Genomic DNA, 14,158 nt, shown 5'->3' with positions numbered 1-14,158 from the left:
TCGCAGGAGCGTTCGCCCCGTCTGCCGCTGCCGGGGCCACATGCTTGCCGGTCAGGCGCTCCAGGCCTGCCCGCTCGGCCAGCCGCAGCGCTGGGGCCAGCCCACTGTAGGAGATCAGATGCTCTTCATCGAAGATCGCGTGGGTGTTGCTCGCGGCGTGGGAGAATCGCACTTACGAGGTGCCTTCCTGAGCTGGCTGATTGAAGCGTAGAGAACTCCAATCTTCCCAGGTCAGAGGGCACCTCGCCTTATTTCACAACACATCCATCAGATTTCCCGCCGTGGATTCAGGCTTAGCGTAAGTCGTACCCGAGCGACTTAACCGACGCGCAGTGGGCGTTGATCGAGCCGGTTCTGACGGCGTGGAAGGCCGCGCACCCCCTCGGTCAGCGGCCACGAAGGCATACGCTGCGTGAGATCGTCAACGCGATCCGCTACCAGGGACGAACCGGCGTCCAATGGGACTATCTTCCCCATGACCTGCCGCCCAAGGGCGCGACGTACTACTACTTCGCCAAATGGCGCGACGACGGCACCGACAAGACGATCCACGACCTGCTGCGCCGGCACCTGCGCGAGAAGAAGAAGCGATTAGCCGACCCAAGCCTGGTCGTGCTGGACAGCCAAAGCGTCCACGTCGCGGCCGGGTTTCCCGCCGAAACGACCGGCCGGGACGTCGCCAAGAAGGTGCCGGGACGCAAGCGAGGCCTGGCCGTAGACGTGCTGGGCCTGGTCATCACGGTCGTCGTGCTCGCGGCCTCAGCCCACGAGAACGCCGCCGGGATCGCCCTGCTGGACCGGGTCGCCGCCGTCATCGAGGGAAGCGTGACCAAGGCGCTGGTCGACCAGGGATTCGTGCCCCAGCCGAAACGATGGGTCGTCGAGCAGACCTACGGGATCTTGATGTTCCACCGGCGCCTGGTCCGCGACTATGAGCATCTCCCATCGAGTTCCGAACTGTGACGATCATGCGGCCTTTTCGTGGGCGGCACCGTCGGCTTCGCGCAGCTCGATGATCGAGACGAGGGCCTCCATCTCGTGCAGTTGGTAGCGGCCAGGCACGTCCACCGCCTGCCCGTCCCGCGTGGTGACCCGGTGCCAGACCTCGCCCTCACGGGCGGCGGGCTCGCATCCAGGCGAAGGTCGATGGCTCCGACCGGCCCGAAGGATCGAACTCCGTACAGGCCTTCTCTTGAAGGCAGCAGATTGTTGAACACACCTCTGCTTCTGCCCCCTCAGCGGGGGTAGGTCGTCCATCCCTGGTTGGGCGATCCGTCGCAGGGGAACTGGGCGGCCTGCCCGCCGTTGGCGGTGCTGCCCATGGAGATGCCCAGGCACATGCTGCTCTTGCGGTTCTTCAGCGCGAAATAGTCCTCCGGGTATCCCTCGGGCATGACGAGCCAGTCCTGGTTGTAGTCGTTGGACGGGTTCGCCTGGATGGCCAGGGCGCCGAGGGCGGTGCTGGCGCCGTCGATGCCGAGGTTCTTGCCGGTGCCGGCGTTCTGCAAGCTGTCGTACGCGCCGGCCGCGATCCAACTCCACCTCTGTGAGAGTAAGAGGGGGTTTTCGGGCTGCTGGACGATCCTGGCGCCGTTGGCCGGGTTGCCGTTGAGGGGCTGCAGGTTCTTGTGGGATTTGAGGTTGTGCAGGTAGAAGGTCGCGGCCGCGTGGGCGGGTGGCGGGCCGGTGATCGCCGCGAGTGCGGCAATCATGACGGCGGCAGTGGTCTTCCGGATGCCGGTCATGTGATTCCCTTCGCTCTCGTCCAGTATCGGTACGGGGCCGTCAGGGGGGCGAGGGTGTTTCGGCGGTGGCCCAAAGACGCTGGTGCGCGTCCCGCGAGCAAGTCCGACGCCGAGCTCTGGAGCGGCGCTCGCCGCCATCGTTACACCTCCGGCGTCGCGACCGCGACGCTGGAGGCGGGACCCGGCGGGCGTCCTGCTCGTGTCAATGGTCATCGATGCCGAGCCCGTACGCCAGCGCGGTGCCGAGCCCCAGCGCGGGAAGCACCACCGCTGGGCCGGCGCCCGCGAAGAGCAGGTGGCCGGCGGGCCCACCCGAGCTGGCGAAGGCCGGATCGAGGACCTATGGACTCTGGTCGAGGCCGGCCATGTCGAGGCCGCCGAGCACCTGGCCGGGTTGCTGGCCGAGCAGGGACGAACCGACGATGTCCGCGCCCTGGCCGACGTCGGCGCTCCCTACGCCGCCCAGCGGCGGTCGCGCTGCTCTGTGACCAAGGCCAGGAGGAGGCTGCAGAACGCATCCAGCAATTCGGGCTGCGCTGAGCGACGGCGAGGAACAGTGGTGATCAGCGGCTCGTACGCCGTCCTCGTGCCAGCCCTCAACGTGCGAAAGAGCCCACCCTCCCCGCGCCTGGCTCACGAGGACCAGCACACCACAGGCACCGACTCGGCACGACATCGCCGTCCTGCGCCGCTCCTCGGCCGACGGCGGCACAGGCGACAGGGCCGCCAGGCCTATGGGATGGTTCTGACGGCCCCGCAGGGCGACTGGAGCGAAGGCAGGTCCCACTCAAAGCGCAAGCTCCGATGTGCCGCGCCGGTAGCGAATGGCTCGAGCGCACGCGATGGGCTTGAGCGCAGCGGGGAAAGCGCCTGCGCGGTCGCCGCAGCGGGGCAGCTCACTCGCGGTCCGACCGAAGAAGCCCTGCAGCAGGCGAAGCTCCTCCATGCGGCCTCGGGCCGGACCGCCAAGCTCGTCGAAGAACTGGCAGCTCTCCCAGTCGAGAGCGCTGATCGAGCCTCATGGCGGTGAGATCGTCGCGAAGTTCTTCGATGTCGACAAGTCACGGTCGATCCCGCCGTACCGAAGGCCGCACGCGGCGGCCCTGCTGGTCGAACCGCGTAACCCTGCTCGCGGGTTCGACGCGGTGGTGGTCGGCGAGCCGCAGCGGACCTTCTGCGGCAACCAGTTCGGGCTCATCTTCCCGCTGTTCGAACACTTCGCGGTGCCCTTGTGGGTGCCGGAAATCGGCGGCCCATCCAAGCGCCCGGCGGAATCCATCATCGGCGCTCGGCCGTCAGGGGGCGAGGGTGTTCCGGCGTCCACCGAAAGACCCTGATCCGCGGATGGGCCGCCCGGCGAGCAGGTCGGCGCCCAGTTCGGTGGGGTAGTGCAGCACCAGGTTGACCTGCCGGACGCTGGCGATCAGGTTGGCTTGGCGCAGCACGTGGACGTGCTCGCTGGCCGTGGAGGGCGAGATCCGCGCCCGGTGGGCCAGCTCGCTGGTGCTGCAGCCAGGCGCCTGGACGATGCAGCTCAGGATCTCCGCTCGGGTGCGCCCCAGCAGCGCCGCCAGCGCCTCGCCCCCGGCGGCACTCGCGGCGGCGGTTGCCGCGGTGCGGCGGGGGATCGGGTAGGCCAGGACGGGAGGCAGCGCCGGATCCACCAGAGCGACCGGGTTGCCCCGGCAGAAGTAGGACGGGATCACTGTCAGGCCCCGCCCCCGCAGGTGGATCTGGCGGTCCAGGCCGGTCGGATAGTCGACCTCCAGCACTGGAGGGCGCCAGCGCATCGCTGGCGACAGGTGGGCGAGCATCTGTTCGGCGCCGCCCGTGACGAGGTGCCGTTGCAGGAGGGCGCGCTCGTGGGCGAGGGCGGGCTCGGCCTGCGGCCGGTGCGGCGTGAGCACCGCCTGGCAGTAGCCGGTTACGAGCCGGTCGAGCCGCTTGATGGCCTGCCGATTGCCGCGTGCGAGGTCGGCCAGCTCTGTGGAGGGCAGGCCAGCGGTGCGGCGCAGTAGCTCCATCTCGGCCCGTATCCGCGTGCCGGGCGTGTCCGCGAGCGTCTGCAGGGCCTGCTCGTCGCCGAGCTGGGCTTCGATCGGGGTGAGGAAGTCGGGAAAGTACGGCCCCTTCGGCGCGAGGGGCAGCAGCAGCGAGCGGACGGACGCCAGCAGGCCGGCTTCGGTCAGGCGGGCCCGGGCTTGGCGCCGCCAGCCGGTCATGGTCGGCCCGCCGTCGCGGGCTTGCAGGCGGTGCAGGCTGCCTACCATCTCCCACAGCAGGTCGGTCCGGGTCGCCATCCGGGTGAGCGCGAGGTCTTCGGAGGTGAAGACGATCCTCAGCACGCCGCGAGAACGAGGGGACATGTCCTTCCCTTCCGGTGGATGGGGAGGTGCGCTTTCCTGACCGTTCCGGTTGCCCTGTGGTTGACGACAGTGCCAGAAACGCTGGGGCATCCGCATTAGACGGAAGCTCTCCCGGTCCCGTGCATGCCGTCGGGCGGCGTGGCCATGCCGTCTTGATCGCCCCCTTGGCAGTTGGGCCAGCGGGCGGCGGCTTGCGCAGCGTTCGACGCACCATGCCTTGAGGGCCAGTCAACGTGCCTTACGTGCCTGAAAGATCATCTCGCTCTGACCTGCGAGAAGATGCCAAGAACCCCAGATAACGAACGAGGCCACCCATCCCAACAAATCTACGGATGTGGCGCCTGCCTCTATAGGGGGAGTGAAATACAGAATATTAACACCATTATTACAATGGCATTTGCATGCTATCTATATAGGGTCGCGCTGTTTTTCTATATGAATGAACTTCTGATTCGCCTCAAGGTCGCCGCTTGGCGACCAGGCGAGGGTAAGGGCACGAGCCAACTGGGCTGAAAATCCTTGTGAACGTCCTGGAATGATCAGGGATGGCGATCCTCGCAACACGAGTAAGCCGTGGCACACGCCGGGCCGCGAACCACGCGCACCGCCGTCCGCTAATGCTTGATCCGCTCCTACCTCGGCACCGCCCGCAACCACGGCATCCACCCACTCGATGCCCTCCGCGACGTCTTGGCCGGTAACCCCTGGATACCACCTCGGTAGGCGTTTCTCCACGATTTGTGGCGATGTGCCGACTTTGTGGCCAGCGGCTTTTGGGATGCTTCGCCCCTTAACGGGGCATCCCTGCGCTCTACTGCGATCGCGGGAACGCCTGTTTGGTGAGCATATGCACATCGGATTCCGTCTGGTCTAGAAATGAGACAGAAACTCCGTAACGGCCTAGAGACGCGGTCGATCACACGGTACAGGTCAAAATTTTGCCATGAATGAGCGGAAGCCGTACCTGAGCGACATATCCGACGCCCGCTGGGCCTTAATCGAACCCACCTTAACCGCCTGGCGGCAGGCCAGACTCGAACGCCGGCCCACCGGCCAGCCAGCCTCGGTGGAGCTACGGAACGTCTTCAACGCGATCCTGTACGTCAACCGCACGGGAATCGCCTGGAAATACCTCCCGCACGACTTCCCGTCCTACAAACCGTCTACAACTACTATGCAGCCTGGCGCGATGAGGGGATCTTCGCCCAACTCGACTACGAGCTGACCGGCCTGGCCCGCGTCAAGCAAGGCCGTACGGCCGAACCGACCGCGTGCGTGATGGACACCCAGAGCGTGAAGACCTCCACCAATGTGCCCCTCACCAGCCAAGGAACTGATGCCGCAAAGAAGATCGTCGGTCGCAAGCGTGGCATCGTCACCGACACGCTCGGCATCATCCTCGCTGTGGCCGTCGCCGCCGCAGGCCTGTCCGACAACGTGATCGGCAAAGGACTACTCGACCAAACCAAAAGCGCTTACCCGACGATATCCAAAACCTGGGTCGACACCGGCTTCAAGAACTCCTTAATCGAACACGGCGCCAAATTAGGCATCGACGTCGAAGTCGTCTCCAGAAAAGCTGAAACCTGTGGATTCCATGTCGTCAAACGCCGATGGGTCGTCGAACGCAGTCTGGGTTGGCTCATGCTGTATCGCCGTTGAACTCGCGATTATGAGACCCTATCCGCCAGCTCTCAAGCCATGATCCACATCGCGTCAATCAATAACCTAACCAAGCGCATAACGGACGAGACCACCCCAACCTGGCGAGGAACCTACTAGAACAGAAGCCACAATCTACTCAAATCAAACGCCCTCTGAGATGCCGAACCCACGTGAGTTCCCGCTCACTTGATCAGTCACTCGCGCAGGTCGGTTGCCAGTCAGCGACAGAAGCGGATCTCTTGCATTACACCGGCCTCTGGGGCGCGCGGCGATAGATCATGTGAGTCACACCGATTCCCTCGATAACCTCCACCTGCTCGAAGCCGATCGGTGCTGTGGCGTTGAGCCCGGCCAGCACAGGCGTACCGCCGCCGAGTACCACTGGCACGACGTCCATCCGCAACTCGTCGAGCAGGCCAGCCCTCAGCGCGTCGGCCACGGTTCCGCCGGGACCGACGCCGACGTCGCGATGCCCGGCCACCTCGCGGGCCCGCGCGATCGCGTTCTCCACGCCGTCACTGACGAACGTGAACGGCGTTGTCGCCGCCCAGTCGGATGGTGGTGGGCGGTGGCTGACAACGAACACTGGTACGCCGCTCGGGTGTCGCCCGTCCCAGCCTGCGGTGAGGTCGAACAGGTTCCGGCCGACGACACAAGCTCCGAGCGTCTCCTGGAGTCCGCGCAGGTAGCGGGCCGTTGCCTCGGAGGTGCGGTAGGTCAGCCGGTCCGGATCGGCCGTTGGCGTGGCCACGGTGCCTGCCGTGCACCAGGCGAACAGCTTGTCGAAGCCTGACTGGCCGGGGCCGGAGATGTACCCGTCCAGCGAGACCGACGCCTGTGTGAAGACCTTTCCCATGGTCACCCCCCAGAGCATTCGCGATCTTGACAAAGCCGGACACTAGCACATATAAACCCATCAGGTTATGGAACCGGAGGGTTATGGAAATGGTTGCAAGCGACAGGCTGGACGCGACGTTCGCGGCGCTCGCCGACCCCACCCGCCGGGCCATCCTGGCCCGGCTCGCGGCCGGTGACGCCACGGTCACCGAGCTGGCTGCGCCGTTCGCGATGAGCCAGCCCGCCGTCTCCAAACACCTGCGCGTGCTCGAACGGGCAGGCCTGATCAGCCGCAGCCGCGACGCACAACGCCGACCATGCCGGCTGGTGGCCGAGCCGCTCAAGACGGCCACAGACTGGCTGGCCGACTACCGCGACTACTGGGAAGCGAGCTATCAGCGACTGGATGCCCTGCTGGACGACATGCAGGACGGCAAAGCGTGACCTCCCCGCACCCCGGCCTCGGGCTGCACGTCGTCGCGTCCGGGGCCACCGACCTCGTCCTCACCCGGACCTTCGCTGCTCCCGCGCCGCTGGTCTTCGCCGCGCTCACCGAGCCGGAACTGCTCCGCCGCTGGCACGGCGCCCGGGGCTGGCAGCTCACCGTTTGCGAGGTCGACCTACGCCCAGGCGGTGTCTGGCGGTTCGTCTCAACAGGGCCGGGTGGCTCCGAGATGGAACTACACGGGCTGTTCCGTGAGGTCGTGCCGCCTGTACGCCTCACACAGACCGAGATCCACCGTGACTGGGCTGACGGCGCGGCACTGGTCACCACCGTTCTGGACGAGACAGACGGACACACCACCATGACCGTCACCGCGCAGTACTCCTCGCCCGAAATTCGCGACATGGTCGTGCGCAGCTCCATGCAACGCGGCGCCGGCGAAGGATACGACCGCCTCGCCGCTGTACTCGCCACACTGCCACCACAGCCCCCCAACGAAAGGCACCATCCATGACCGACGCACCCGCCCCAGTCACCGAGATCCCGACCGACCTCGGGGAAATTCCCGAGGACTCCGGCAACCCGCCTGTACCACCTGGCACGCTGCTGCTGGAACTCGTGCCAGTGCCGGCCACCGACATCGAACGGGCCAAAGCCTTCTACCAAGACCAACTCGGGTTCCGCCTCGACGTCGACGTCAACCCGAAGCCCGGTATCCGCATCGTCCAACTCACTCCGCCCGGTTCGGCATGCTCGATCACCCTCGCCGAAGGCCTACCCACACTCGACATGCCCCCAGGAACCCTGCGCGGTCTGCACCTCGTGGTAGCCGACATCGAGGCATCCCGCGCTCAACTCGTCGAGCGTGGCGTCGAGATCAGCGAGATCGAGGACTCCGGCGGCGTACTCTACGCGTACTTCGCCGACCCGGACGGCAATACCTGGTGCCTTCAGCACATGCCCTGGCGCTAGTCCCAGGAGTATCAGGCAGGCGGTGACCCGGGCGCGTAGCGGCATCTGATCGTCGGTGGCTGCCCGGCGGATCAGCTCCAGACGGCGGCGCTGGGTCAGTGGTGCGGAGTTCCCGCGTGGCAGGGCCGGGGTTGAGGAACGGGCGGACAGCCGTTGGCGGTGAAAAGGATCTTGATTGCGGTGAGGTGAGGCTGCTCTTGGCAGCTCATCATGGGCAAGACACAGCACAAGAACCCGCGCACCGCCATGCGCTATGTCAAAACCCGGCACCGAAGCCATCGCCAAGGTCACCGAGGTGCTGGCGTCCCGCCGCCGTACCCACTGATCAGCGATATCTCAGGCAGGGCAGGACCCTACCCCTTTTCTCGTACTTGGTCTGGCCCCCAGTAGGGCGGGTTGTGCGGGTGGTGGTCGCCGATGCCGTCCGGTGTTCGACGTGGACGCTGAAGCCCAAGGCTTGACGTCCATGCCCGATCATGGTCCATGATCGGGCATGAACGCCTTAATCCGGGCGGCCCTGGTGGGGGCCGTGATCGGGATCGGGGAAGCCGCCCTGGCGCAAGTAGTGGATGACAACATCCTCGTGTTCCTGGCGATGCTGGCCATGCCCTTGCCCGCGGGCACGCTGCTGACCCTCTGGGGCAGGCTGCCCTTGTGGTGGCTGATCTCGATCCTGGGACCGGTCTTCGTCGTCATGGGCTTCGTCGCGGCTCCGGTCCCGCCCGCCGGGATCGCGGAGATGGGCGGGTGGGGCAGCCTTCTGGCCTTCATGGGGATAGGAGCGGTCGGCTACCTGCTCGCCGGGGCCACGACGCTGCCGCTGCGCATGGTGACGCGCCTGGCCACCATCGGGACGGTCCTCGTCCTCGGCATCGCCGCCGTCCTGGGAGAGAAACCCCTCTCGGCGCTGGTCGCCGCACAGACGATGGCGCGTGAACAAGTGCCCGTCATCGCCACCGACCAGCCGGAATACCGTCTCGACTCCGTCGACGAGGAGGAAGGGATCCTCTTCCTCCACTACGAGCGCCGGCGCGATGGTCTGGAGGTGGCCGTCACCGTCCAGGCACCTTATGGGCTGACGGCCGAGCAGGCTTGCGGCTCCGAGGTGCGGGGCGCGTGCGAGGAAGTAGCCCCGGGAATCTGGGGCGATCATGTGGACCTGGGCTCGACGCTGGTCACCGTGCGGGGGAACGCGCTCGCGGAGGTGACGGGCGAGCTGGCGACGAAGGACGACCTGCTCGCGGTGCTGCGGGACGTGCGCCCGATGGACGCGTGGGAGCTGGCCTGGCTGGCGCTGAAGGACAGCTCCTACGACCAGGGGATGATTGTCGCGGAGTGAGGCGTCCGGGGGCGTCCGGCGCGGCGGTGTCGTAGGACGGCAGGACGGCCCGGGCGGGCGGGTTCGACGACCGCCGTGCCGAGGTCGTCCCCGGCGAAGGCCCTGATCGAGTCGAAGGACTCTCAGAGCGTGATGACCTGCAGCTCGACGTGTTCGTCCGTGTCCCGCCGGAGCACGTACGCGCCCCGGTGCCAGCCGGTCCCGCGCAGCTCGGGCAGCACTGCCGCGTGATGGTCCTTCTCGGCCTGTCGTTAACGAAGCTGTCACCAGGTACACGCGATTGCGTTATCCCTGCTCAAAGCAGCCTGAATCGGAAGAGGCCAACTGTGGGCAGCAGCGGCTTCTTGCTCACCTGCCGCCGTGACAGCTCCGGCAGCCGGCGCACCGCGGCCAGCACCCGACGCCCGCCCGGCGCCGCCGACAACGCCTTGGACTCGCCCAGCAGCCGCAGGAACGGCCGCACGGTGTTGTACTTCTCCACCAGTGCGGCCCGCATCGCCACCTCGGCCGCGCCGTCCTCCTCGGGGACCAGTTCCTCCACCACGTCCAGCGCAGCGCGGACCTGTTCCTTGCTGGTGCCGGCGATCTCGGCCACCGCAGTCCACATCGCCGCCACGTCGAGGTCGGCGCACTCCTGATCGACCAGATCGACGCGTCGGCGGTGACACCACGCCAGTGTGACGGCCGTTCGCTGCCGCCTGCCTGAAGATGCCGTACTCCGCCGGACGCAGCCCAGCCAGCTGCATCGACTGCATGGCCTGGGGCGTCTTTGATGGGCGACGCTGTGCTGCCTGCACCTTGTGGCGGCGCAAGGACCGTGGTGAGGAGAATCCCAGCGCCGGGTGCGGCCGCTCGGCCCTGCTGCGCAACGGTCACTGCCGCTTGTGCTGGGACCAGGCCCGGGCCGAAGCTCACGCGATCGGTCCAGAGGGTGGAAGGGCCGTCGCCTCCCGTTTCCTGGACCAGGTCGGCGCCTTCCACCAGCTGTTCTTCACTGGCATGCTGAACAGCCGAGGCGCCTCGACGACCCCGCCTCGCACCCACGATCGACGCGGCGCGCCCCCCGCAAGCCGCCCCCTGAACCCGCCGCTCGCCCTCCGATTCGCTGGATCCAGCTCCGGCTGCTCGATGCGCGCCGCGACTTCACCCGCTTCGATGCCGCCACCGACGCCGACCCCGGTAACCCCTGGCTGAGGTGGGCCATCTATATCGCCCACCAGCTCGGCGAGACCCACGGCTGGCGCCGAGGCATGCACGACAACGTTCGGAGAGCCTTGACCGTCGTGCTGTCCCGGCACACCGCCGGCGACGTCATCCGCTACTCCGAGTTGTTCCCCACCGTCCGGGCCCTGGGCATCAGCGTCGAGCGGGTGGCCGAGGTCCTGACCGCGATGGGTGTGCTCATCGACGATCGGCGTCCCTCCTTCGAAGCCTGGCTGAAGCGCAAGCTCGACGGCCTGGGCGACGGCATCCGCGCCGAGACCGAGCACTGGCTCCGAACCCTGCACCAGGGAGGACCCCGCACCAAGGCGCGCAAAGGTGGACACCGTCTGGGCTCACATGAACAACGTCCAGCCCATCCTCCTGACCTGGTCACAGCGCTATGATCACCTGCGCGAGGTCACCCATGACGACGTCCTGGCCGCACTCGATGACCTGACCGGCTCCCGCCGGATCCAGCTACTGATCTCGCTGCGCTCGCTGTTCGCCTTCTGCAGGAAGACCGGGAAGATCTTCCGCAACCCCACCCGCGGCATCAAGGTCGGCCAGCAGCCCAACCGGCTCGCGCAGCCACTCGCCCCGGACGACGTCGACCAGGCCGTCCAAGCAGCCACCACTCCGGCGGCCCGGCTCGTCCTCATGCTCGCCGCCGTCCACGCCGCCCGCCCCGGCGCGATCCGCGCCCTCCTGCTGGAGGACGTCGACCTGGGCAACCGCCGGCTCACCATCGCCGGACGCCCCCGGCCGGTTGATGACTTCACTCACCAGATCTTGCTCGAATGGCTGGCCCAGCACCGCCAACCCCCACCTGCTCATCAACCAGATGAGCGCTCACGGAACGGGCCCGGTCAGCACCATCTACTTCGCCAAGACACGGCTGCGTGGCCAGGCCGCGACCCTCGAACGCTTGCGCGTCGACCGGCAACTCGAAGAGGCCCTCCGTGCTTATCTTGGGTTGTCAAGCGAAATAGCTGGTCAGCTACTTAAAGGCGTGTCAGGCAGGTAAGGCAAGTAGGTGCGCAGCAGTCAGGCGTGGCGGGCCATCTTGAACGGCTGAGATCAACAAGACGAGGGCCAGGGTAGGGATGAGGATCAGGTCCGGGATGACGCCGAGCAGCCGGCCGCCCCCTCTGTGTCAAGCCGCGGGCCGCAGGTGCTGCCGAGCCCATTCCTCGAAGCTGGTGAGCGAAAGGCCGAGGTCCCTGGCGTACTGCGGGCGGGCCGGCTGGCCGGCTATGTTCATCCACTCGTGTGAGGCGCCCATCGCCGGCATTCCGACGGCGAGTGCCTGCTCCTCGGTCATGTCCGGCGCGGACAGGTGCGTGCCCAGCGCGCGGGAGAGAACCTCGGCGACCTCCGTCATCGACAGATAGTCACTCGCCAGCTCCAGCTCGACCCCGTGGAACCGCTCCGGCTCGGCGATGGCTGCGGCGGCTGCGCTGCCGATGTCGTCCACCGCGACGAGGGACAGCCGGGTGTCCGGCTTCACGACGCTCACCAGACCGCCTTCAACACCCCGCGGGAACAGGAAAGCCATGGACGGCAGGAAGTTCTCCATGAAGAAACCCGGCTTGAGGATCGTCCAGCGGGAGAAGCCAGCCGCGCGAACCCGGTCCTGGATCGTGCTCTTGACTCCCAGACTGGCGTCCAAGGAGCCCCAGCGGCCTGCGATCCAGCCAGGAGCCTCGGTGTGCTGACCGGCGCCACTGGTGGAGGTGTGTACGAACTGCGGCACTCCCGCAGCCTGCGCTCCCTCGATGAGGTTGACGGCCTGGGCCACCTCTCCATCGAAATCGAAACCTTTGGCGGCCAGGGCGGGCATCTGAACAGAGAAGACGGCGCGGACACCCTTGGCGGCCCGCACCACCGAATCGCGATCGTGGAGATCACCGGTGACCAGATCGGCGCCTAGAGCCTCGACGGCCTTGGCTCGCTCGGTGTCGGGGTAACGCACCAGAGCGCGTACGGAAACGCCTGCGGCGAGCAGGGCACGGGCGGTGGCGCCGCCCTGCCTGCCGGTGGCGCCGGTGACCAGGACGGGTGCGGAATCTGCAGACATGGTGCTCCTCAGGGCTATAAACGGCGGGGGCCGCCGTTTTCTGTGCGATAAGATATGGCGGGCCCCGCCATTTAGCAACCCTGGAGATGACGCCCATGCCCGACCGCCAGCGCGCGGACGCCCGGCGCAACTACGCGCGCATCCTCGCCGTGGCTGAGGAGGAGGTCGCCGCGCACGGGGCCGGCGCCTCCCTGGAACAGATCGCGCGCATCGCGGGGGTCGGCTCGGCAACCGTACGCCGCCACTTCCCGACCCGCCGGGCGCTGCTGGAGGCGGTCTCCCATCAACGCATCGAGGCCCTGGCCACCCGCGCCCGCGAGCTAACAGACAAGGGCGACAGCCGCGATGCGCTCCTGGAATGGCTCAGTGACGTCGTCGCCTACTGCGTCGCGGCCCGAGGGCTGGCCGCGGCACTGGCCTACGACGGGGCCGAGCCCGACCCCGTACACGAGAACACCTGCTCGGCGATGATGGCAGAGGCGGGGAACCCCCTGCTGCAGCGCGCCGTGCAGGACGGGGCAGTGGCGGAAGGTGTCACCGTCGCCGACCTGATCGCGCTGATCGTCGGCGTCGTCCTCGCGACGGAGCACCACCCTGACCCGGCAGCCCGCGCGGACCGACTGTTCCGGCTGGCCGTGGCGGGCCTGAGCCCGCGGGGCTGAGAAGCCTGCTCGAAAGACCGTCCCTCGTCCTGCCTGCTTGATGCGAACCGTCAGGCGGCGAAGCGGCGGCAGGCGAACTTGAGCGGCCGATGGCCTTCTACGCTGGCCCACGGCGTGGAACCCGATGACTGCCAGAGGCAACATGACTGCGGCGACGCTGACGCACGACGCGCACGACCGGACCCTGAGGGAGATCGTTGTAAAGAGAAGGGGGTTCCACAGGTGACCAACGTGCCTGACAACCCCAGATAACGTGTCAGGTATGTTCGTCGGGAGCCCACTTGCCCTGCACGCCTGACGCCTTCTCGGCGCCCTAGATAACATACACGGCCCTGACTCTCTCCACCTCGCCGCCGTCTTCGGCCTGGACCCCAAGACCGCCATCCGCTACGCCGAAAACGCCCGAGTCCTCCTCACGACCACGACCGACGACCAAGACCCCGCCAGTCGAAACGAACCCAAGGGTCCAGACGCCCTATAAAAGCTGAAGATCCATGAGTTCATCTTGAAGGGGGGTATCCCTGTAGGTGTGGGAAGTGATCTTGCTGGGAAGCAAGTCATCGGTGGGCGGGGGCCCACTTCTTCGGGGGAGAGTCATGACGGTAATCGAGGGTGTCGGCGGCCGTATGCCGAACACGCTGAGTGAGACGCGCTCTACGGTGGGAGATGTGGCCGGTGAGCAGCAGGAACGTCGCCCGATCCGGGAGCTGATCGATGATCGGCTGCTGGATGAGCTGCTGGCCCGGTCCCGGGACGAGGCCGGAGGGCTGCGGCTGACCGGGGAGGGCAGCATGCTCGGCGACCTGGTCAAAGCGGTGCTGGAGCGGGCGTTGGAGGCCGAGCTGAC

At 67.0% G+C, this 14,158-nt stretch carries 12 protein-coding genes and 4 pseudogenes; 11 read left to right on the top strand and 5 right to left on the bottom strand.

All coding sequences use genetic code 11. The annotated features are described in order from the left end of the window. Nucleotides 1–318: 318 nt before the first annotated feature. A pseudogene (locus tag C4V41_RS60125) lies at nucleotides 319–963 on the top strand (IS5 family transposase); the annotation flags it as partial. A 272-nt stretch (nucleotides 964–1,235) separates the two neighbouring features. On the opposite strand, the gene C4V41_RS60120 reads toward C4V41_RS60125, so the two are convergent. Next, a complete protein-coding gene (locus C4V41_RS60120; RefSeq protein ID WP_103964963.1) occupies nucleotides 1,236–1,745 on the bottom strand; it encodes an RICIN domain-containing protein in 510 nt (169 codons plus the stop codon). A gap of 205 nt (nucleotides 1,746–1,950) precedes the next feature. Here C4V41_RS60120 and C4V41_RS65180 point away from each other — a divergent pair, with 205 nt between their 5' ends. Continuing rightward, nucleotides 1,951–2,775 carry a hypothetical protein gene (locus C4V41_RS65180; protein WP_146104291.1) on the top strand — a complete coding sequence of 275 codons (825 nt, stop codon included), beginning with the start codon at nucleotides 1,951–1,953 and terminating at the stop codon, nucleotides 2,773–2,775. A gap of 265 nt (nucleotides 2,776–3,040) precedes the next feature. On the opposite strand, the gene C4V41_RS60110 is transcribed toward C4V41_RS65180, so the two are convergent. Continuing rightward, entirely contained in the window at nucleotides 3,041–4,111 is a 1,071-nt protein-coding gene (locus C4V41_RS60110) for a helix-turn-helix domain-containing protein (RefSeq protein WP_103964961.1), read from the bottom strand. A 943-nt stretch (nucleotides 4,112–5,054) separates the two neighbouring features. Between C4V41_RS60110 and C4V41_RS60105 the strand changes: the two are divergent. Then, nucleotides 5,055–5,893: pseudogene (locus C4V41_RS60105) on the top strand (IS5 family transposase). Between the two features lie 127 nt (nucleotides 5,894–6,020). On the opposite strand, the gene C4V41_RS60100 reads toward C4V41_RS60105, so the two are convergent. Next, nucleotides 6,021–6,632 (bottom strand): dihydrofolate reductase family protein, encoded by a 612-nt coding sequence (locus tag C4V41_RS60100; protein ID WP_103964965.1) that lies wholly within the window; start codon nucleotides 6,630–6,632, stop codon nucleotides 6,021–6,023. Nucleotides 6,633–6,721: 89 nt separating this feature from the next. Here C4V41_RS60100 and C4V41_RS60095 point away from each other — a divergent pair, with 89 nt between their 5' ends. The 4 genes from C4V41_RS60095 (at nucleotide 6,722) to C4V41_RS60075 (ending at nucleotide 9,369) form a co-directional block, all read left to right on the top strand. After that, a complete protein-coding gene (locus C4V41_RS60095; RefSeq protein WP_103964964.1) occupies nucleotides 6,722–7,057 on the top strand; it encodes an ArsR/SmtB family transcription factor in 336 nt (111 codons plus the stop codon). Then, nucleotides 7,054–7,572, top strand: coding sequence for an SRPBCC family protein (locus C4V41_RS60090; RefSeq protein WP_103964960.1), 519 nt, complete (start codon nucleotides 7,054–7,056; stop codon nucleotides 7,570–7,572). The genes C4V41_RS60095 and C4V41_RS60090 overlap by 4 nt, the downstream gene beginning before the upstream one ends. After that, entirely contained in the window at nucleotides 7,569–8,030 is a 462-nt protein-coding gene (locus tag C4V41_RS60085; protein ID WP_103964959.1) for a VOC family protein, read from the top strand. Before C4V41_RS60090 ends, C4V41_RS60085 begins: the two co-directional genes overlap by 4 nt. A gap of 493 nt (nucleotides 8,031–8,523) precedes the next feature. Continuing rightward, nucleotides 8,524–9,369, top strand: coding sequence for a hypothetical protein (locus C4V41_RS60075; RefSeq protein WP_103964958.1), 846 nt, complete (start codon nucleotides 8,524–8,526; stop codon nucleotides 9,367–9,369). Nucleotides 9,370–9,697: 328 nt separating this feature from the next. Here the strand turns inward: C4V41_RS60075 and C4V41_RS60070 are convergent. Further along, nucleotides 9,698–10,024, bottom strand: a pseudogene (locus tag C4V41_RS60070) (Tn3 family transposase); the annotation flags it as partial. 619 nt (nucleotides 10,025–10,643) lie between these two features. On the opposite strand from C4V41_RS60070, the gene C4V41_RS62660 reads away from it, so the two are divergent. Both C4V41_RS62660 and C4V41_RS61550 read left to right on the top strand, forming a co-directional pair. Beyond that, nucleotides 10,644–10,976 carry a hypothetical protein gene (locus C4V41_RS62660; protein ID WP_160150805.1) on the top strand — a complete coding sequence of 111 codons (333 nt, stop codon included), beginning with the start codon at nucleotides 10,644–10,646 and terminating at the stop codon, nucleotides 10,974–10,976. Then, on the top strand, nucleotides 10,930–11,577 hold the full coding sequence (locus tag C4V41_RS61550) for a site-specific integrase (protein ID WP_146104289.1): 648 nt from the start codon (nucleotides 10,930–10,932) through the stop codon (nucleotides 11,575–11,577). Before C4V41_RS62660 ends, C4V41_RS61550 begins: the two co-directional genes overlap by 47 nt. Nucleotides 11,578–11,725: 148 nt before the next feature. Here the strand turns inward: C4V41_RS61550 and C4V41_RS60055 are convergent, their stop codons facing one another. Next, the gene (locus tag C4V41_RS60055) at nucleotides 11,726–12,649 is read right to left on the bottom strand and encodes an NmrA family NAD(P)-binding protein (protein ID WP_103964955.1); all 924 of its coding nucleotides are present in this window, start codon (nucleotides 12,647–12,649) and stop codon (nucleotides 11,726–11,728) included. A gap of 95 nt (nucleotides 12,650–12,744) precedes the next feature. On the opposite strand from C4V41_RS60055, the gene C4V41_RS60050 reads away from it, so the two are divergent. After that, nucleotides 12,745–13,311, top strand: coding sequence for a TetR/AcrR family transcriptional regulator (locus C4V41_RS60050; RefSeq protein WP_103964954.1), 567 nt, complete (start codon nucleotides 12,745–12,747; stop codon nucleotides 13,309–13,311). 596 nt (nucleotides 13,312–13,907) lie between these two features. Beyond that, a pseudogene (locus C4V41_RS60045) lies at nucleotides 13,908–14,158 on the top strand (hypothetical protein); the annotation flags it as partial.

The organism is Nonomuraea solani, assembly GCF_900108335.1.
Lineage (GTDB): Bacteria > Actinomycetota > Actinomycetes > Streptosporangiales > Streptosporangiaceae > Nonomuraea > Nonomuraea solani.
This window is presented reverse-complemented; position numbering and strand designations above follow the sequence as displayed.